General features: G+C 53.7%; 23 protein-coding genes. 17 read left to right on the top strand and 6 right to left on the bottom strand.

The window, feature by feature from the left end; all coding sequences use genetic code 11:
- Positions 1–8: 8 nt before the first annotated feature.
- From mlaD to hisD, 7 genes are all read left to right on the top strand, one after another.
- A complete protein-coding gene (gene mlaD / locus ACT3T6_RS07470; protein WP_193053805.1) occupies positions 9–473 on the top strand; it encodes an outer membrane lipid asymmetry maintenance protein MlaD in 465 nt (154 codons plus the stop codon).
- Positions 474–499: 26 nt separating this feature from the next.
- On the top strand, positions 500–1,156 hold the full coding sequence (locus ACT3T6_RS07465; RefSeq protein ID WP_193053804.1) for an MlaC/ttg2D family ABC transporter substrate-binding protein: 657 nt from the start codon (positions 500–502) through the stop codon (positions 1,154–1,156).
- Entirely contained in the window at positions 1,153–1,485 is a 333-nt protein-coding gene (locus ACT3T6_RS07460; RefSeq protein WP_193053803.1) for an STAS domain-containing protein, read from the top strand. Before ACT3T6_RS07465 ends, ACT3T6_RS07460 begins: the two co-directional genes overlap by 4 nt.
- Positions 1,486–1,581: 96 nt before the next feature.
- Positions 1,582–1,833, top strand: coding sequence for a BolA family protein (locus tag ACT3T6_RS07455; protein WP_087109408.1), 252 nt, complete (start codon positions 1,582–1,584; stop codon positions 1,831–1,833).
- Between the two features lie 10 nt (positions 1,834–1,843).
- Positions 1,844–3,106 (top strand): UDP-N-acetylglucosamine 1-carboxyvinyltransferase, encoded by a 1,263-nt coding sequence (murA, locus tag ACT3T6_RS07450; RefSeq protein WP_193053802.1) that lies wholly within the window; start codon positions 1,844–1,846, stop codon positions 3,104–3,106.
- Positions 3,107–3,134: 28 nt separating this feature from the next.
- Positions 3,135–3,788, top strand: coding sequence for an ATP phosphoribosyltransferase (gene hisG, locus ACT3T6_RS07445; protein ID WP_193053801.1), 654 nt, complete (start codon positions 3,135–3,137; stop codon positions 3,786–3,788).
- 12 nt (positions 3,789–3,800) lie between these two features.
- Positions 3,801–5,132: a histidinol dehydrogenase gene (gene hisD / locus ACT3T6_RS07440; protein WP_226911981.1), complete on the top strand. Its 1,332-nt coding sequence runs from the start codon at positions 3,801–3,803 to the stop codon at positions 5,130–5,132.
- A gap of 18 nt (positions 5,133–5,150) precedes the next feature.
- Here hisD and ACT3T6_RS07435 read toward each other — a convergent pair whose 3' ends face one another.
- The gene (locus ACT3T6_RS07435) at positions 5,151–6,395 is read right to left on the bottom strand and encodes a Do family serine endopeptidase (protein ID WP_193053800.1); all 1,245 of its coding nucleotides are present in this window, start codon (positions 6,393–6,395) and stop codon (positions 5,151–5,153) included.
- 138 nt (positions 6,396–6,533) lie between these two features.
- Here ACT3T6_RS07435 and ACT3T6_RS07430 point away from each other — a divergent pair, with 138 nt between their 5' ends.
- Positions 6,534–7,295, top strand: coding sequence for a Nif3-like dinuclear metal center hexameric protein (locus tag ACT3T6_RS07430; protein ID WP_172116324.1), 762 nt, complete (start codon positions 6,534–6,536; stop codon positions 7,293–7,295).
- 57 nt (positions 7,296–7,352) lie between these two features.
- On the opposite strand, the gene ACT3T6_RS07425 is transcribed toward ACT3T6_RS07430, so the two are convergent.
- Entirely contained in the window at positions 7,353–7,817 is a 465-nt protein-coding gene (locus ACT3T6_RS07425) for a ZapG family protein (RefSeq protein ID WP_193053799.1), read from the bottom strand.
- A 201-nt stretch (positions 7,818–8,018) separates the two neighbouring features.
- Here ACT3T6_RS07425 and zapE point away from each other — a divergent pair, with 201 nt between their 5' ends.
- The 8 genes from zapE (at position 8,019) to ACT3T6_RS07385 (ending at position 14,365) form a co-directional block, all read left to right on the top strand.
- Complete coding sequence (gene zapE / locus ACT3T6_RS07420) at positions 8,019–9,200, top strand: cell division protein ZapE (protein WP_193053798.1); 1,182 nt, start codon at positions 8,019–8,021, stop codon at positions 9,198–9,200.
- A gap of 185 nt (positions 9,201–9,385) precedes the next feature.
- Entirely contained in the window at positions 9,386–9,814 is a 429-nt protein-coding gene (gene rplM, locus ACT3T6_RS07415) for a 50S ribosomal protein L13 (protein WP_172116327.1), read from the top strand.
- A 13-nt stretch (positions 9,815–9,827) separates the two neighbouring features.
- On the top strand, positions 9,828–10,217 hold the full coding sequence (rpsI, locus tag ACT3T6_RS07410; protein ID WP_172116328.1) for a 30S ribosomal protein S9: 390 nt from the start codon (positions 9,828–9,830) through the stop codon (positions 10,215–10,217).
- A 235-nt stretch (positions 10,218–10,452) separates the two neighbouring features.
- Positions 10,453–11,052 (top strand): ubiquinol-cytochrome c reductase iron-sulfur subunit, encoded by a 600-nt coding sequence (petA, locus tag ACT3T6_RS07405; RefSeq protein ID WP_193053797.1) that lies wholly within the window; start codon positions 10,453–10,455, stop codon positions 11,050–11,052.
- Positions 11,052–12,302 carry a cytochrome b gene (locus tag ACT3T6_RS07400; protein WP_193053796.1) on the top strand — a complete coding sequence of 417 codons (1,251 nt, stop codon included), beginning with the start codon at positions 11,052–11,054 and terminating at the stop codon, positions 12,300–12,302. The genes petA and ACT3T6_RS07400 overlap by 1 nt, the downstream gene beginning before the upstream one ends.
- Entirely contained in the window at positions 12,302–13,042 is a 741-nt protein-coding gene (locus ACT3T6_RS07395; RefSeq protein ID WP_193053795.1) for a cytochrome c1, read from the top strand. The genes ACT3T6_RS07400 and ACT3T6_RS07395 overlap by 1 nt, the downstream gene beginning before the upstream one ends.
- A 148-nt stretch (positions 13,043–13,190) precedes the next feature.
- Positions 13,191–13,817 (top strand): stringent starvation protein SspA, encoded by a 627-nt coding sequence (gene sspA, locus ACT3T6_RS07390; protein WP_172116332.1) that lies wholly within the window; start codon positions 13,191–13,193, stop codon positions 13,815–13,817.
- 62 nt (positions 13,818–13,879) lie between these two features.
- Positions 13,880–14,365: a ClpXP protease specificity-enhancing factor gene (locus ACT3T6_RS07385; RefSeq protein ID WP_193053794.1), complete on the top strand. Its 486-nt coding sequence runs from the start codon at positions 13,880–13,882 to the stop codon at positions 14,363–14,365.
- A gap of 93 nt (positions 14,366–14,458) precedes the next feature.
- Here the strand turns inward: ACT3T6_RS07385 and ACT3T6_RS07380 are convergent, their stop codons facing one another.
- The 4 genes from ACT3T6_RS07380 to ACT3T6_RS07365 are packed head-to-tail and all read right to left on the bottom strand — an operon-like array spanning position 14,459 to position 17,567.
- On the bottom strand, positions 14,459–15,034 hold the full coding sequence (locus ACT3T6_RS07380; RefSeq protein WP_193053793.1) for a BON domain-containing protein: 576 nt from the start codon (positions 15,032–15,034) through the stop codon (positions 14,459–14,461).
- Between the two features lie 53 nt (positions 15,035–15,087).
- Positions 15,088–15,681, bottom strand: a complete 594-nt coding sequence (locus ACT3T6_RS07375; RefSeq protein WP_172116335.1) for a phosphoheptose isomerase — start codon at positions 15,679–15,681, stop codon at positions 15,088–15,090.
- A gap of 24 nt (positions 15,682–15,705) precedes the next feature.
- Positions 15,706–16,077, bottom strand: a complete 372-nt coding sequence (locus tag ACT3T6_RS07370; protein ID WP_087109372.1) for a YraN family protein — start codon at positions 16,075–16,077, stop codon at positions 15,706–15,708.
- Positions 16,077–17,567 (bottom strand): penicillin-binding protein activator, encoded by a 1,491-nt coding sequence (locus ACT3T6_RS07365; RefSeq protein WP_193053792.1) that lies wholly within the window; start codon positions 17,565–17,567, stop codon positions 16,077–16,079. Before ACT3T6_RS07365 ends, ACT3T6_RS07370 begins: the two co-directional genes overlap by 1 nt.
- Positions 17,568–17,678: 111 nt before the next feature.
- On the opposite strand from ACT3T6_RS07365, the gene rsmI reads away from it, so the two are divergent.
- The gene (gene rsmI / locus ACT3T6_RS07360; RefSeq protein ID WP_193053791.1) at positions 17,679–18,536 is read left to right on the top strand and encodes a 16S rRNA (cytidine(1402)-2'-O)-methyltransferase; all 858 of its coding nucleotides are present in this window, start codon (positions 17,679–17,681) and stop codon (positions 18,534–18,536) included.
- The last annotated feature ends 25 nt before the right edge of the window (positions 18,537–18,561 follow it).

The raw sequence follows: 18,561 nt of genomic DNA, 5'->3' as shown, positions 1-18,561 counted from the left end.
GTGGTTTCATGAAACGCAGTAAAACAATGGAATTTGGCGTGGGTCTATTTATGCTGGCGGGGATTGTTGGGCTGATTTTTCTGGGCCTGCGCGTCAGTGGTTTAAGCCTTGCTAGCTCTTCTGAAACGTTTCACCTTGACGCCAATTTCTCCAATATTGGCGGATTAAAGCCGCGCTCTAGAGTCACCATGGCGGGCGTGACCGTTGGGCGCGTGGAGTCGATTGATTTAGATACCGACTGGTTTGACGCTCGGGTCACGCTACGCCTGGATAATGACTTGGAAGGGCAGCTCTCCGAGGACACAACAGCCGCCATTTTAACCTCTGGCCTGTTGGGCGAGCAGTATATTGGCTTAAGCGTGGGTGGCGCCCCTGAAGTGCTTGAAGATGGCGATACCATTCGTGACACCCAGTCTGCGCTGGTGCTTGAAGAACTAATCCAGCAATTTGTATCCAATATGGCGAGTAATTAAACATTCTATTAGTAGAGGTGAATGTAATGCGAAACACGACACTGACGCCGATGCGCTGGCTTTTTGCGTTCATGATGTTGGTACTGGTCTTACCGCTTCAGGCGCATGCGCAAACCCAGTCGCCTGAAGCGATGGTTCGGGAAAACGTCAATGCTCTGATGGGAGAGATCGAGGGCAAGAGGGAGTATTACGCCAATCATATGGGTGAGCTTGAAGCGTTGGTCGACACTAGCCTTGAAGGCGTGGCGGACTTTCGCTATATCGGTGCCAGCGTCATGGGAAGCTACTTTCGTAACGCGACCCCGGAGCAGCGCAGTCGCTTTGCAAACGTGTTTCGCCAGACCTTGATTGATACGTATGCACGTGGCTTGGTAACGTTCGATTATCGTGAGCTCCGGGTGTTGAATAATCAGCGCGGTCAGCGTTACGAAGACCAGGCAAGTGTCGATATGGAAGTGGTGGCCAATAACGGACAGGTCTATCCGGTGAGCTATAGCCTGCGCCTGTCTGACGGTGAATGGCGCGTAGTGAACGTGATTGTTAACGGTATTAACCTGGGCCTGACGTTCCGCAACCAGTTTGACCAGGCAATGCGTGAAAACAATCGTGACTATGATGCGGTTATTCGTGGCTGGGCACCTGAAATTGGTGTCGACGAGCTGGAGCAGGGGGGCGATGTGTGACACGTTTACTGTCACTGTCCCAGCTAAGCCTCAAGGCCTCGCAAAATACATTGTGCGTTACGGGCGATGTTGGCATGGACGCGGCGGCAGAACTTGCCGCCGCGGGTAAAAAATGGCTCCAGGCGACAGAGCAACGTGACGTTGCGTTTGATTTTAATGGCGTCCATAAAGCCAGTAGTGCGGTTATAAGCGTGCTATTTGAATGGATGCGTACCTGCCAGTCGCGCAGCATTACCGTCAATGCGGTGACCCTTTCAGCGCCCCTTGAACGCTTAGCGCTTCTTTCAGAAATTGAATCCCTTATTCATCCGCCAACCCTCGCCCGTTAGGGGGTGGCACCCTTGGCATCGCCAAGCGTGTCGCTTTTCTTTATTATGTTGCCTTATTAGTACTATTCACATCGACCTGAAGGAGTTTCCTGTCTCATGCAACCCAATGAGGTAAAAGCACTGCTTGAATCCCGTATCGACGGATGTGACTTTCATATCCAGGGCGAAGGCTGTAATTTTCAGGTGATTGCGGTGGGTGACGCCTTTGAAGGTCTCTCTCCGGTTAAGCGCCAACAGCTGGTTTACGCCGCGTTAAGTGATGAAATTGCCTCGGGCGCTTTACACGCCATCAGTATTAAAACGTTCACTCCGACGCAGTGGTCCACTGCGTCGGAAAACGCTCAATAACGGCGCCTGCATGGATAAGTTAATTATTACCGGCAATGGGTCGGTGGATGGTGAGGTCTGGGTAAGCGGCGCCAAAAACGCGGCTCTGCCTATCTTATGTGCCACCCTTTTGGCCGATGGCCCGGTGGTTGTCGGCAACCTGCCACATCTTCAGGATATTACCACGACGCTTGAGTTGTTGGGCCGTATGGGTGTTGAACCTGTTATGGGGGAGCGGCTCACTATTCAGTTGGATGGCTCTCAAGTCACGCACTGTCACGCTCCTTATGAGTTAGTGAAGAAAATGCGTGCTTCCATTCTGGTGCTAGGCCCCTTGCTTGCCCACTTCGGCGAAGCAGATGTGTCTCTGCCTGGCGGGTGTGCCATCGGTTCTCGGCCTGTTGACCTGCACATCCGTGGCCTGGAGGCCATGGGGGCGGACATTCGGGTTGAAGCCGGGTATATCCGTGCTCGCGTTGATGGTCGCTTGAAAGGCGCGACTATTTTCTTCGATACGGTCACGGTAACTGGCACTGAAAATCTGTTGATGGCCGCCACCCTTGCCGAGGGTAAAACTGTTCTTGAGAATGCGGCGCGTGAACCAGAGATTGTTGATCTGGCCGAATGTTTGATCAAAATGGGCGCCAATATTCGTGGCCACGGTACTGACACCATTGTGATTGAAGGTGTCGAGAAGCTACATGGTTGCCACCACGATGTGATGCCCGACCGTATTGAGACCGGCACCTTCCTGGTGGCAGCCGCCATGACCGGTGGGCGGGTGAAAGTAAAGCGCACCCGTGCGGACATTTTGGAAGCCGTGCTTGCCAAGCTTGAAGAAGCGGGCGCCGAGATTACCAGTGGTGATGACTGGATCGCGCTGGATATGCACGGTAACAGGCCCAAGGCCGTTAATATCCGCACCGCGCCGTACCCGGCGTTCCCTACCGATATGCAGGCCCAGTTTGTGGCCATGAACGCCGTCGCCATTGGCCATTCGCGCGTAGTGGAAACCATCTTCGAGAACCGCTTCATGCACGTGCAAGAGCTTAACCGCATGGGGGCGGACATAGCCCTTGAAGGTAACACCGCATTAATTAACGGTGTTGAAAAGCTTTCAGGCGCGCCTGTGATGGCCACCGATCTGCGTGCTTCCGCGTCGCTGGTGATTGCCGCCATGATGGCGGAAGGCGAAACGCTGGTTGACCGTATCTACCATATTGATCGTGGCTACGAGTGTATCGAAGAGAAATTGCAGCTGCTGGGTGCACGTATTCGCCGTATTCCTGGCTAAGCCATGCTATTAACCATTGGCCATTATAATGAGTAAGCAACTAATTTTAGCCCTTTCCAAAGGGCGTATTTTGGATGAGACGCTGCCGTTACTCGCTGATGCCGGTGTTACACCGGCAGAAGACCTGGGCAAGAGCCGTAAGCTGTTGTTTGATACCAACCTGCCTGATGTAAAACTGGTGGTTATTCGTGCCACCGATGTGCCGACCTATGTACAGCTGGGCGCAGCTGACCTAGGTATCGCGGGGAAAGATGTTTTATTGGAGCATGGTGCTGAAGGTCTTTATGAGCCGCTGGACCTGGATATTGCTCGCTGTAAGCTGATGACCGCCGGGGTGACAGGGGAACAGCCTGCTCATGCGCGTCGGCGCGTAGCTACCAAATTTGTGAATATTGCCAGGCGGTACTATGCCGAACAGGGTATTCAAGCCGAAGTCATTAAGCTTTATGGGGCAATGGAATTAGCGCCTTTAATGAATCTGGCCGATGAAATTGTTGATATTGTCGATACGGGCAATACGCTGCGTGCCAATGGCATGGAGCCACGTGAGTTAATTGCTCATATCAGCACACGCCTGGTCGTGAATAAGGCCGCCATGACCATGAAGCATGAACGTATCAAGCCGCTTTTGGCGCGCTTGGAGTGCGCCGTGAAAAAACGCCAAGCACAGCCTTCCACATAACGCGGGGTCTTTATGAGCACTATGTCTTCAGCGGTTGGCTCCACGCCCATGATCGCCCGGCTTTCAACGCTTGATGCCTCGTTCGATGACCGCCTTGATACGCTGTTGGATTGGGAAGGGGTCTCGGATACGGCGGTAAAAGCACGGGTTGATGAGATTCTGGCGGATGTTAAAAAGCGCGGCGACGCAGCGGTTATTGAAGCGACCAATCGTTTTGATCGGCTTTCGGTTGAACGCATGGACGAACTGCGTTTAAAACCCGAGCAGCTAAAGCACGCTTTCGAAAACTTGCCCGCAGCACAGCGCGATGCGTTAGCCAGCGCCGCCGAGCGTATTCGGCTCTATCATGAGCGGCAAAAGCCAACCTCTTGGCAGTATGAAGAGGCTGATGGCACGGTACTGGGGCAGCAGGTTACGGCGCTTGATCGCGCGGGTATTTATGTCCCGGGGGGCAAGGCGGCTTATCCTTCTTCTGTATTGATGAACGTGATTCCTGCCCATGTGGCGGGCGTGCGCGAAATTGTGATGGTCGTTCCTACTCCTGACGGCGTGGTCAATGAGTTGGTATTGGCGGCGGCGCATTTGGCGGGGGTCGATGACGTCTTCACTATTGGTGGCGCTCAGGCTATCGCTGCGATGGCATACGGCACAGAAACCGTGCCAAGGGTGGACAAGATTGTTGGGCCCGGCAATATTTATGTCGCGACGGCTAAGCGGGCAGTATTCGGTCAGGTCGGTATCGACATGATTGCGGGGCCTTCCGAGATTTTAGTGGTCTCCGACGGGCAGACCGACCCGGATTGGCTGGCCATGGACCTGTTTTCACAGGCGGAGCATGACGAAGATGCTCAGGCGATTCTGGTCAGTTGGGATAGTGAACACCTGGATGCGGTGTTCGCCTCTATTGAGCGTTTGTTGCCCACGCTTGATCGCGAATCAATCGTGCGTGAATCGCTGAGTCGGCGGGGGGCGTTGGTGCTTTGTCAGAGCAAGGCTGAGGCGGTTGATATCATTAACCGTATCGCGCCCGAGCATCTTGAGCTTTCTGTCGATGCACCGGACACTTGGCTTGCTGACGTACGTCATGCCGGTGCGATCTTTATGGGGCGTTACACGGCAGAAGCGCTAGGGGATTACTGCGCAGGCCCAAACCATGTTCTGCCCACGTCCGGTACGGCGCGCTTCTCATCTCCCCTAGGGGTTTACGACTTCCAGAAGCGCTCCTCCATTATTCACTGCTCGCGTGAGGGGGCATCAGCATTGGGCGAGGTCGCGTCAGTATTGGCTCGCGGAGAGTCGCTGACCGCGCATGCGCGGTCAGCGGAGTATCGGATTAAGCCGTAATTAGCCTGCGGGCGAGCACTAGGACTCTTTAGGTCGCTCGCCCAGTGGTGCGTTGGGAATCAGCGGGCGCTCGCCCACTTCAAGCGAGATATCGATGCGCTCGCCGCCACGAACAATGGTGATAGGCAGCGTTGTGCCGGGAGGGATGGAGGCAATATTGCTCATCGTAGCGCGAGCGTCCAGCACGGTTTGGCCGTTAACCGAGAGCAGGATGTCGCCAGGCTCTAGCCCCGCTTCGTCTGCTGGGCCTCCACTCGCTACACCCGCAACAATAACCCCCTGAGGTGTACGTAGCCCAAACGAGGCAGCGAGTTCGCGTGACAGCGCTTGCGCTTCAATTCCCAGCCAGCCACGTATGACCCGCCCCTGAGTCACTAGCTCATCCAGAACGCTGTGCGCCAGGTTGGCCGGGATTGCAAAGCCGATGCCTTGCGAGCCGCCGGAGCGTGAGAAAATCGCTGTGTTGATGCCCACCAGGGCGCCGTCGGGGTTGATCAGTGCGCCGCCTGAGTTACCCGGGTTAATTGCCGCGTCCGTTTGAATAAAATCTTCATAGGCATTTAAGCCTAAATGATTACGGCCGGTCGCGCTGATGATGCCCATGGTAACGGTTTGCCCTACACCAAATGGATTGCCGATGGCCAGCGCAACATCCCCAACGGCCACATCCGCTGAGTCGGCTATTTCAATGACCGGAAGATCCTCAAGGTCGATATGCAATACGGCGAGGTCGCTTTCGGGATCGGTGCCAATGACCTCGGCGAGTGTCTCGCGCCCATCACGCAGTGCCACCTGAATCTCATCAGCGCCATTTATCACGTGATGGTTGGTTAGTACGTAGCCATCGTGACTGATAATAACCCCTGAGCCGAGGCTGGATAACATGCGCTGGTGGGTTGTCGCATCGTCACCGCTGAAAAACTGCTGGAAAAAAGGGTCAGACATCAGCGGGTGTTGATCGCGCTCGACAATACGCGATGAGTAGATATTAACGACGGCAGGCGCTGCCTGGCTGACCGCGCTTGAATAGCTGGCAGGCCCTTGGTCACGCGAAAGCGGAGCGGCCTGGCGAGTTTCGGGGGCCGGGCGGCTGCTAACCTCGTCGCTGACATTCACCAGAGGGGAGGTGGGTGCTTGTGATGTCGTGGAGGGCGCGTTGGTAAAGGGATTAGGCAGCGTGTCCGGGAACGCAAGTAGTAGCAGGGCAGCTAATAATACCCCGGTCAAAATAGGCCATAAATAAGGCAGCACAAAGCGGTGCATGCAAAAATTCCTCAGCGGGTAGTGGTCTTGTCAAACGTGAGGTTCGCGATCACACGAAGCGGGTTTTACTATGGCATTATGGTAACACTTTCTGATGCTCATCCTCAGGATAGTCGACGAATCATTAAAGGAGCCCTTGTGACTCATCGCGATCAAATCGTAGCTGCTTGTGATCATCAGCTGCGTGCTTCAACGTTTAAGGATTTTACGATTAATGGCCTGCAAATCGCTGGGCGGCCGGATATTAAGCGTGTAATGAGTGGGGTCACTGCGTGCCAGGCGTTGCTGGAGGAAGCTGTCGCTTGGCAGGCCGACATGCTGTTGGTTCACCACGGCTACTTCTGGAAAAATGAGCCCGTGGCCATTACGGGCATGAAGCATCAGCGTATAAAAACGCTGATTAACCACGATATCAATTTGCTTGCCTATCATCTTCCGCTTGATGCCCATAGCGAGATGGGGAATAACGCAGAGCTTGCCAGGCGATTGGGCTGGCGGGTAGAGGGCTGTCTGGATGGTGAGTTGGGTGAGGGTTTTTTGTGGTCGGGGCGCTTGGCTCAAGCGCAAAGCGTGACCGCATTGGCAGAACAAATGGCGAATGTCTTGCAACGTGCGCCTTTGGTGATCGAGGCGCCGAACATGGGGGATATTGAGCGGATCGCCTGGTGTACAGGGGGCGCGCAAGACATGATTACAGCTGCTTTTGAAGCAGGTGCACAGGTGTTTGTGTCAGGTGAGATTTCCGAACGTACTACCCATTTGGCGCGCGAGCTAGGCATTCACTACATTGCCGCGGGTCATCATGCAACCGAGCGCTATGGGGTGCAGGCGCTAGGGGAGTGGCTGGCCGATGAGTACGATATTGAGCACCGCTTTGTCGATATCGATAACCCCGCCTGACCTTTTGGCGACGGGGTTGAAAATCACCGGTAATGGGCGATGGCGTGAGGTGCTGGCTTAATAGCGGGGCGGTTGGGGCGTATCGGCGTTATCGCCTTTTAAGCCAAAGTTTTCTGCCAGCGTGCCATTTTTACCATCCGCATAGTCACGGGGGGTGGCCAGGCTACCCTCCGAATCAGGCCCTGTGGGGGTGGCGGCTTGATGCTGCGCTGGTTGCTGTCGCTCTTTGATGGCCGCAGGCGTGTTGCTGCCCAAATGCCACTGCTGTGCATCCTCGATGATTTTCTGCTCAAGCTGGTCGGCCTCGGCGCGAATGCACTTCAAATGCTCAAAGACACCCTCTAAATGGCCTCCCATGCCTTTTTTAAGCTCGGCGATTTGATGTTCTCGTTCCAGTACTGTTTGGCGTAAAGACGCGTTATGACGCTCTCCTTTACTAAACAGCCGATAGCATCCCAAGCCGAGGATGAAGCCAATAATAATGCCAACGATGGCAAAGGTATAAGGCGAGCTTGCTTCCACAGTTTTCTCCCTGATACTTGGAGCGCCCCGTCACACTTGAGTGGACGGTTTGCGAACGAATCAAGCCTCATTATAGGCGTCGATTGGCAGGTTAGGTCAATCCAACCATGCGCTTAGACGATGTGCAGCGTATAATCCCTGCTTTTTGAAGGCGGCTGGTCGGATTTAGAGGGCCGTCGTAATACGCATTGGAGCGAGTAAATGTCAGCTACTTCTGCAAACCAAAAGGCAGGTCCGTCATCTCGGCCAACGCCCATGGAGCGCTATCGTGCAGATCTACGGCGCGAGGACTTTCAGCATGATGCGGCGCAGGAGTTAGCGGTTGAGCATTTGCAGCGCCTTTATGACGACCTAATGGCGACGCCCACCACGGTTTCCAAGGCCGTACTGGCACATGGCGGCTTGAAGGCCAAAATGAAGGGCCTGTTCGGTAAAGCCTCATCGTCAAACGAACCGACGTTGCCCCAAGTGCAGGGCCTCTATTTTTGGGGCGGTGTAGGGCGTGGTAAAACCTATCTGGTTGATAATTTTTTTGAGTCGCTGCCCTTTCCTGAAAAGATGCGCACCCATTTTCATCGTTTCATGCAGCGGGTGCATAACGAGTTAACCCACTATAAGGGTGAGAAGAATCCTCTCACGCTGATTGCTGGTAAATTTGCCTCAGAAGCTCGGGTTATCTGCTTTGATGAGTTCTTCGTCAAGGATATTACGGATGCCATGATTCTGGCCAACCTGCTTGAGGCGCTGTTCGAGCGGGGCGTTGTGCTAGTCGCCACTTCCAACATCGTGCCGGATGACCTGTACAAGGATGGCCTGCAGCGGGCGCGCTTTCTCCCTGCCATCGATCTGGTCAAGCGTCACTGTGAGATAGTCAATGTTGATTCCGGGGTCGACTACCGGCTGCGCGCCTTGGAGCGCGCGGAGATATTTCACTCGCCGCTGGATGAGGCGGCCGAGCAGGAGCTTATGCGCAGCTTCGGCGAGATTGCTGGCCACGAGGGTGAGGCGGATGCGCCGCTGGAAATCAATCATCGGGTGCTGAAAGCGCGCAGGCTACATGAAAATGTGGCGTGGTTTGAATTTCTGGAGCTCTGCGATGGGCCGCGTAGCCAGAATGACTATATTGAAATAGCGCGTAGCTTCAATACGGTGCTTGTGTCGAATGTGAAGCGGATGGAAGCCAGGCATGACGATCAGGCGCGCCGCTTTATCAATATGGTCGATGAGTTTTATGATCGCGGGGTAAAGCTATTAATGTCAGCAGAGGTGCCGGTAGAAGAGCTTTATAGTGACGGTAAGCTAACCTTTGAGTTTCAGCGTACGCTGTCGCGCCTTCAGGAAATGCAGTCGCGTGAATATTTGGCGCTGCCCCATAAGCCGTGATGAGGTTTATGGTCCGGTCGTTAAGAAAAGCCACGATTAGGGCTTAACTTGTCCCGCGCCATACTGTAGAATGCCGCCTCGCTACATGTTGTCAGGCTAAGCTTGGCAACCAAAAAAAATAGGGAAGGTGCTTCGCCGCTTGACGGTGTTAGCCACCCAACACACTTAATCTGGTGATTTCATCCATGAAGACGTTCAGTGCTAAGCCGCAGTCCGTCCAGCGCGACTGGTATGTTGTCGACGCTACGGACAAAACGCTCGGTCGTCTGGCAACCGAGATTGCTCGCCGCCTGCGTGGCAAGCATAAGCCCGAATTTACTCCTCACGTTGATACTGGCGACTACATCGTTGTCATCAACGCTGAGAAAGTCCAAGTGACTGGCAACAAGGCGAAGGCTAAGACCTATTATCGCCACACCGGTTACCCGGGCGGCCTGCGCACCATGACATTCGACAAAATGCTTGATCATGCGCCCGAGCGCATCATTGAGTTTGCCGTTAAGGGCATGTTGCCGAAAGGTCCGTTGGGTCGTGCCATGTATACCAAGTTAAAAGTGTACGCCGGTGCCGAGCATCCGCATGCTGCCCAGCAGCCGCTTGAACTGAACATCTGAGGAAATCTTCGCCATGACACAGCAGTATTACGGTACCGGGCGCCGCAAGACTTCCACCGCTCGCGTGTTTATGAAGCCGGGCTCTGGCAAAATCACCGTTAACAACCAAGATCTCGACCTGTATTTCGGTCGCGTTACTGGTCGTATGGTGGTTCGTCAGCCGCTGGAATTGACTGAAACCCTGAGCCAGTTCGACATTTTTGTAACTGTCGCTGGTGGCGGTGGTTCTTCTCAGGCTGGCGCTATCCGTCACGGCATTACTCGTGCCCTGATGAGCTACAACGAAGATCTGCGTCCCACGCTGCGTGCCGCTGGCTACGTAACGCGTGATGCGCGTCAAGTTGAGCGTAAGAAAGTCGGCCTGCGTAAAGCACGTCGTCGTCCGCAGTTCTCCAAGCGTTAATTTTTCAACGCTTATGCGGCAAAACGCCCAGGCCATCGGCCTGGGCGTTTTTTATTGTAAAATCAAAAAGTATAATGCATTAGTATCAAATTATATTAGCATCAAGTTATTTTGGTGATCCTGGAGCAGTATGACGGCTATCAAGGATATCCATCTATTTATCGTATAGTATTTCGCAGATTCGTTCTTTTATGCATCGGGTGGCCACGCATCACGTTAATGGGAGAAGCCTTGCATGGCAGAGCACGGCATCAATAAAGGTCGACGACGTTTCCTTGTTGGCGCTACCTCCGTTATAGGAGCGGTAGGCATGGTCGGCGTGGCCGTTCCCTTTGTGGCATCGTGGCAACCCAGTGCAAAAGCGCGAGCGGCGGGTGCGCCGGTTCAAGCGGATATATCCAAGCTGCACCCTGGCCAGCGTATGACCGTTGAGTGGCGAGGCAGGCCCGTATGGATCATTCGCCGAACGCCTGAAATGATAGCGCGCACTGAAACCGTGGCGACAGAGCGCTTGGCAGACCCTGATTCAAATCACCCTCAGCAACCTGCCTATGTACAAGGAGCGCTTCGCTCTATTAAGCCAGAAGTGGGGGTGTTGATTGGCCTCTGCACGCATTTTGGCTGTTCGCCGCTGTATCGGCCTGAGCCAGACGCACAGGCCGATAGTGATGATGACTGGTCAGGTGGTTTTTTTTGCCCGTGCCACGGTTCGCGTTTTGATTTGGCGGGACGCGTATATACCGGTATGCCTGCACCGACGAATCTAGAAGTGCCCCCTTATCATTATCTTAACGATACTATTATCGTGGTGGGCGAAGATGAGGAGGCTGTTTGATGGCGGCGCGCGAGAAGTCAGGTGGTTTGCTGGGCTGGCTGGATGCTCGGTTTCCAGTAAGCAGGCTATGGCGCGACCACCTGGCCAACTACTACGTACCTAAAAATCTTAATATCTGGTACATCTTTGGATCGCTTGCGCTACTGGTGTTGGTCAATCAGCTGTTGACCGGCATCTGGTTAACCATGAGCTATCGTCCTTCTCCTGAAGAGGCGTTTGCGTCCATCGAATATATAATGCGCGACGTTGAGTGGGGCTGGTTGATTCGTTATCTCCATACAACGGGCGCATCCGCTCTGTTTATTGTTGTTTATCTGCACATGTTTAGGGGGCTTTTGTACGGTTCTTATAAAGCGCCGCGTGAGCTTGTGTGGGTGTTCGGTATGGCGCTGTATTTGATTCTGATGGCCGAGGCGTTTATGGGATATTTGCTGCCGTGGGGGCAAATGTCCTATTGGGGGGCGCAGGTAATTACCTCATTTTTTTCAGCTATTCCAGGTGTTGGCCCCGGGCTTGCCGAGTGGGTGCGCGGCGATTATGTGGTGTCAGGGGCGACCTTGAATCGTTTTTTCGCGCTGCATGTCATTGCACTGCCGCTGGTGATTCTTGGGCTGGTGGTGCTGCATATTGTCGCGCTGCATGAGGTGGGGTCGAATAACCCTGATGGTATTGAAATTAACGCGTTGAAAGACGCTGCGGGCAAGCCGGTAGATGGTCTTCCCTTTCATCCCTACTATACCGTTAAAGATTTGGTTGGCGTGGCCATCTTTCTCTTCGTTTTTTGTGGCGTTGTGTTTTACTTCCCGGAAGGCGGTGGCTTTTTTATTGAGCAGCCGAACTTTGCGCCGGCTGATCCGCTTAATACGCCCGACCATATTGCGCCTGTTTGGTACTTCACGCCTTTCTATGCCATTTTACGGGGAGTGAATTTCTCGCTGTTGGGTCTGGATGCTCGCTTTTTGGGCGTTGTTTTTATGGGTGGCGCTATTGCAGTGCTATTTGTTTTGCCGTGGTTGGACCGTAGCCCGGTGCGATCCATGCGCTATAAAGGCTGGATGTCGAAGCTGATGCTGGTCGTGTTTGTTGCAAGTTTTGTCGCGTTAGGCGTGTTGGGTGTATTGCCGTCTACCCCTGTTCGGACACGATTGGCGCAACTATTTACCGTGTTGTACTTTGCGTATTTTTTATTGATGCCGTTCTACACCCGGTTGGAAAAAACCAGGCCCGTGCCGAAAAGGGTGACTGGCTAATGAAAAAATACGTAATGGCTCTGTTTTTATGGCTATTGCCGATGACGGCTACGGCGCAAGAAGAAGCACGTAACGTGACGTCAATGTCGCCCGATTTGCAGGATAGTGCGTCTCTGCAAAATGGTCTCAAGCTTTATGTTAACTACTGTCTTGGATGTCATACGCTGAGTTATCAGCGATTTTCGCGCACTGCAGACGACTTGGATATTCCTGAGGCGTTGATGAAAGATAGTGTTATGTTCTCATCAGGCCTTTCGTTTAACGACGCTATGCATAATGCGCTAAGCGACGACGATGCCGCGCAGTGGTGGGGCGCTGCACCGCCAGATTTGTCCCTAACGACACGTTTGCGTGGGGTCGATTGGGTGTACAGCTTTCTGTTGGGGTTCTACAGAGATCCCGTGCGCCCTACAGGCGTCAATAATACGGTCTATGAGTCGGTGGCAATGCCGAATGTGCTTGAGCCTCTTCAAGGTGTGCAAGAGCTCGACTGTCGTCAGGCTCGGCCTTTAGCGCTTGGTGGCGGGCGGTGTCAGCAATTAAGCGTGACAGCGCCCGGAGAGCTATCGCCCGAAGCGTTTGAAAAAGCCGTATACGATATTACCAATTTTTTAGCCTATGTTGGTGAGCCTTCTAGGCTGAAGGCGCAGAGTGTTGGCCCTAAGGTTTTGTTTTTTATATTTATTTTTGGCGTGTTTGCTTACTTGCTGAAGCGTGAATATTGGAAAGATATCCGTTAGCGTCGAATGCTAAAAACAGAGTTGAGCCATCGTGTAAATCACATGGCGGTTGCGTTGATGTTAAGCGGTAACCCAAAACAGGCTGCCTTACCATAAGGTGCCTCTGGCGTGTTATTATCCATAATTGTTTTAATGCGAGGATGCTTTCATGGGTGTTGTGGCCAAGCGGTCGTCGATGATTTTTTACTCAGGTAGTGATGATCATTTTAGTCATCGTGTGCGCATTGTTCTGGCTGAGAAGGGGGTGGCCGTTGATGTTGTTGATGTTAACGAAGAGCAGCCGCCTGAAGATTTAGCAGACCTCAACCCGTACAACAGTGTGCCCACGTTGTTGGATCGTGATTTAGTGCTCTATGAGTCAAAAGTCATGATGGAGTATTTGGATGAGCGTTTCCCGCATCCACCGTTACTCCCAGTTTACCCTGTGGCCCGTGCGCAGAGCCGTCTTTGGATGCACCGCATTGAGCGAGAGTGGTGCCCCAAGGTTGACCAGATCCGTAGCGGTGGGAAGAAAGAGGCGGACAAGGCGCGTAAAGAGCTGCGTGAAAGCCTGATTGGTATTTCACCGATCTTTGAAGATATGCCTTTCTTTATGAGCGAAGAGTTCACTCTGGTGGACTGCTGTCTCGCGCCGATCTTGTGGCGTTTGCCAGATCTTAATATTGAGCTGCCTGAAAAGCAGGTTAAGCCACTTTTAAGCTACATGTCGCGAGTGTTTGAGCGGGAAGCGTTCAAAGCATCTTTGAGTGAGCGCGAAAAAGAGATGCGTACTTGAATTTACATGGCCCCATCGTCCGGTAAGGGCTGGGGTCTTACTTGTCAGGAGGAGGGAGTCTTATGAAATCAAGTCGCCCCTATCTCGCCCGAGCGCTCTATGAGTGGTTGCTGGATAATGAACTAACCCCTTACCTGGTCGTTGATGCGACGCAGGCTGGGGTCGAAGTGCCGCGCCAGTTTGTACAGAATGGTCAGATTGTGTTGAACGTGGCGCCAACAGCCGTGCGTGATTTGTTTATGGAGAATCAGGCAATTGGTTTTAACGCACGTTTTGGCGGCCAGCCGATGCAAGTGATGGTGCCCATTCCTGCGCTGATTGCTATTTATGCCCGTGAAAATGGTGTGGGCATGGTGTTTGGTCACGAGCCTGAGCTTGCTGAAGAAGGGGATGAAGAGGAGCAGTTTGATGAGGCGCCTGACTCACCTTCCAAGCCTGAATTGACGGTGACGGAGCCTGTTTCTGGCGGCAACCTTGAAGATGCTTCTGAAGCGTCCTCAACGTCTTCGACGTCCAAGAAGAAGCCAACACTGCGCGTCGTAAAATAGCGCCAGTGCTATCTGGTCAGACTATAAAAGGTCAAGCCATAAAAAACCTCGCATAGTGACTATGCGAGGTTTTTTTATAGGCCCAAGAGCTGGTTAATCAATGTATTCGAATACTTTGACAATGCGCTGAATACCGCCAACTGAAGAAGAGGTCGCAGCAACGATTCGATCAGACTCTTCGTGGGAGACCGAGCCCATCAAGTAAACATTGGCATTTTCAGTGGTTACTTTGATCTTGGAGGAGTCGATGCGGTCGTTGGTGGCGAGTGTGCTTACAACGTTGGTCGTTATCCATGTGTCGGTTAGGCGCTGGGTGGCGGGCAGATTGCCCGCAATGGTGAGCTCGTTGTGCACCTGGTTAACGCCACGCAGGTTTTGCACAACATTACCCGCTTTCGTGCGTAGTTCTTCGCTGGGGACCTGGCCTACCAATAATAATGTACCGTTATAGCTGTGCGTACGAATGCGGGCATCGGCCAGTCGAGCATCGGCCTGGTCCAGCGCACGCTTGGATTCGCGCTCAATGGTCGCATCGACCGCTTTAACGTCCTTGCTGAGCTGCCCATAGTTAGAGGGGTTGGAAGCACTGTGCGTGGCGCAGCCGCTGATCAGAGCAGCAGCTACTAGTGTCGCAACTAGTAACGGACGAGAGAAAAAGCGCAGGGCCATGTTGGATGACTCCTTATCTTAATGAAAATGATGAGTGGTAGGGTACTGCCCCGTTAGTCAGCGCTGCCGAATAACTGTTCATCAATAAGGTCACATAAACAGTGAATGACCAGTAGGTGAATCTCCTGGATTCTTGCTGTTGATGTGGCAGGGACGCGAATCTCGCAATCATCCTGACCCAGCAAGGAAGCCATGTTGCCACCGTCTCGCCCGGTTAATGCTACAACCGTCATTTCACGGTCGTGAGCTGCCTGGATAGCCTGCACGACATTAGCCGAATTACCGCTGGTAGAGATTGCCAGCAATACGTCGCCTGGCTGCCCCAGGGCGCGTATCTGTTTGGAAAATACTTCGTTATAGCTGTAGTCGTTGGCAATGGATGTCAACGTTGATGTATCGGTGGTTAACGCAAGGGCAGGCAAGCTTGGCCGTTCCCGCTCAAACCGGTTGAGCAGTTCAGAAGAGAAGTGTTGGCTGTCGCCCGCACTGCCTCCATTACCGCATGCCAGAATTTTTCCCTCATTAACCAGGCACTGAACCATCATTTGACTGGCGACTTCGATAAAGGGGGGGAGTACTTCGCTCGCATAGGTTTTGGTGTCTATGCTGGCGTTAAAGTGGTTAAGAATGCGCGATTGAAAGTCCATTAGGGCTTCCTGGTTAAAATGGAATTAGTAGGCATCAAAAGCCGCTTTCTCCCAGTGGAACTCGAGAGTGGGCGGAGCGCCCGTAATGGCAAGAATATCAAAGCGGCAAGGCGATGTAAGGCCGAAATTACCAAGATATAGCTGAGCGGCCCGAATTAGGCGCTTTCTTTTTGTCGGCGTGATGGTTTCCAGAGGGTGTCCGTATCGCGTAGTTACCCGATGCTTTACTTCAACAAACACCAGTGTGTCACCGTCGCGCATCACCAGGTCAAGCTCGCCACCCTTTACGTGATGATTTTGGGTAACGAGGGTAAGACCCCTTTGCTGCAGCCATTGAGCAGCTAACTGCTCAATGGCTGCGCCGCGTTTACGGGCAGTTTGGGCGTTATTTGCCATTATTGCCCAGGGATTAAAATGGGCGCCGGGACACCGTTTTGAAACTTCGCCCAGGGTAGTTCGCGATATATGCGGCCGTCACCCGTCAGGTAGAGCGTTCCCGTGCTGCCGCGTAGGCCATTTAGCGCTGAAATATCTGAAAGCTCGGTCGCAATTTCATAGGCATCTACGCCCATGGCCATTAGGCGGAACATGGAGGCGTCAGACTCTTCGCTCAAACGCTGGTAAGTAGGGTAGAACGGGAGTACTTCTTCACCACCGACAGCGGCGTCAGGAATTTGCCATGGAATATCCATAAACATGACGTCGTCAAGATCCTGGTCACGACGCGCTTGTAAGTGCCCTTCATGCAGGTGGGAGGTGGCGTAAATAGGCAGGTTGGGCGCGTAGTAGTAATCCATGGTGGGCGGGACTTGGCGAGCGTAGTCAGGCAAGGCCAGTAGGAACAAGGCATCAATACTGCCCAGTTGAGCACGTTCGCCACTCACGTTTAAGGCGGTTTGTACGGCATTGGTGACCGCGCTGTCCGGGTTATAGCGTACCGCCGTCGTCACTTCGCCACCCTGGCCGTGAAACTCATTCCAGAATGCTTCGCCGACTCGGCGTCCCCAGTCATTATCCGGCACCATTACCGACATCTGGCGATGCCCGTCCTGGTATGCGCGGCGTGCTGCCTGGCGGGCCTCATCTTCAGCGGAAAGGCCATACTGGAAAAGACCTGCGGCACGGTTCTGTTCGCCGCTTCCATAGTTCAGCGCAAGGGTGGGAAGCGGTACGCTATTGCGTTGTTCGAGTTGGCTAACCTCGTCTTTGGCGAGGGGGCCGATAATCAGTTGCGCGTTCATCTGTCCTGCACGGCTATAAATCTCATCCATCGAATATTGTGATGCGTCGATGAAGCTGAGCTGTATATTGTCACCGCGAATCTCGTGATGGCGACGCATGGCGGTCGATAGCGTATTGGCGACGCCGCTAAGCGGGCCTGATTCGGGCAGGGCCACAATGATGCGGCTTATGTCCTGACCCTCAAGGCTTGGTAGTGTCAGTTGTTCCATATCGGGTTCATCAAGCGCGGTACGCGCCCAGCGCTGGCGCTCTGTCAGCGTTTCGCGTTGATCATCCTGAATGGGTAGGTCGTCGTTGAGCACTTGCGTGGCACGCAGCACAGCGCGTGGATCATCCATGCCGCGCGCTAATTCAGAAAAAAGCAGTGCCCAGCGAACGCGATCCGTGTCTGAAAGCCTGACTTCATCAAGCGCATCGGCTGTCTCAAAAGCACGTTGCCGCTGCCCTTGTTGGGCAAAAATGGTGGCTGCTTCGAGACGAGTTTTAGCCGCTTGATCCGGGGCCTGCTGTTCTGCCTGATTGAGCAGACGGCCCGCTTCCTGATCGTCCGCGCGGTCGACCACGCTGGGCGATTGCATCGCACAGCCAGTCATAAGAAGTGCCAAGAGGCCTGTGGCGAGTACGCCACGCAGAGACTGTTTCATGTATCCTTCCTTAGTTTTCATTTGCGCTGTCGCCGCATGTCAGTAGGTAAGTTGGCATAGCACAAGCATAGCGCACCGTCAGAGCAAGCCATTAACAAATCGGGAGTCACGATGACACACCACAATCCGGGTACATTGTACGTGGTTGCCACCCCAATTGGGAATTTGGACGATTTATCGCCGCGTGCAGCTCGGGTATTAGCGGAAGTATCGCGCATCGCGGCAGAGGATACGCGTCATAGCGCCCGCTTATTGGCGCATTTGGGGATTAATACACCCATGCTGTCGCTTCATGAACATAATGAGGCGCGTCGAGTGGATGCCCTGGATGCTTATCTGGAGGCAGGCGAAAGCATTGCATTGATTAGCGATGCTGGAACGCCGCTTATTTGTGATCCTGGGTTTGTGCTGGTGAGAGAGCTGCGCGTGCGTGGCCGTCATGTGGTGGCGCTGCCCGGGCCTTGTGCCTTTGTAACGGCGCTTTCTGGGGCGGGTCTGCCGACTGATCGCTTTACGTTTTGCGGTTTTTTACCCGCCAAGCCAGGCCCGCGCCGCCAGGCGCTGGAGCAGTGGCAAGCTCGGGAAGAAACGCTGGTATTTTACGAATCCCCACACCGCATTGTGCATACCCTGGAGGCGCTGCGTGACCAAATGCCTGAACGTAGCGTGGTATTGGCCAGGGAGTTGACTAAAACGTTTGAGACCTTTCTTCAGGGCACTCCGGAAGCCCTGCTGGCGCAGCTAACAGAAGATCCTAACCAGGCAAGAGGCGAGTTTGTGGTGATGATGGCAGGCGCCCCGCCCGTCACTCAAAGCGAACATCAGAATATTGGTGCAGATGCGTTGATGAAAGTGCTGCTGGATGAGGGCGTAGGTGTCAAGCAAGGAGCAGCGATAGTGGCTCGAATGCTGGGCGGTCGTAAACAAGAGTGGTATGCAAGATTACAGGCAATTAAAACCGAGCATTGAGGCGAAGCGAGGGCGCTGGTATGCT

The organism is Halomonas sp. 72 (assembly GCF_052379785.1).
Classification (GTDB): domain Bacteria; phylum Pseudomonadota; class Gammaproteobacteria; order Pseudomonadales; family Halomonadaceae; genus Vreelandella; species Vreelandella citrativorans.
This window is presented reverse-complemented; position numbering and strand designations above follow the sequence as displayed.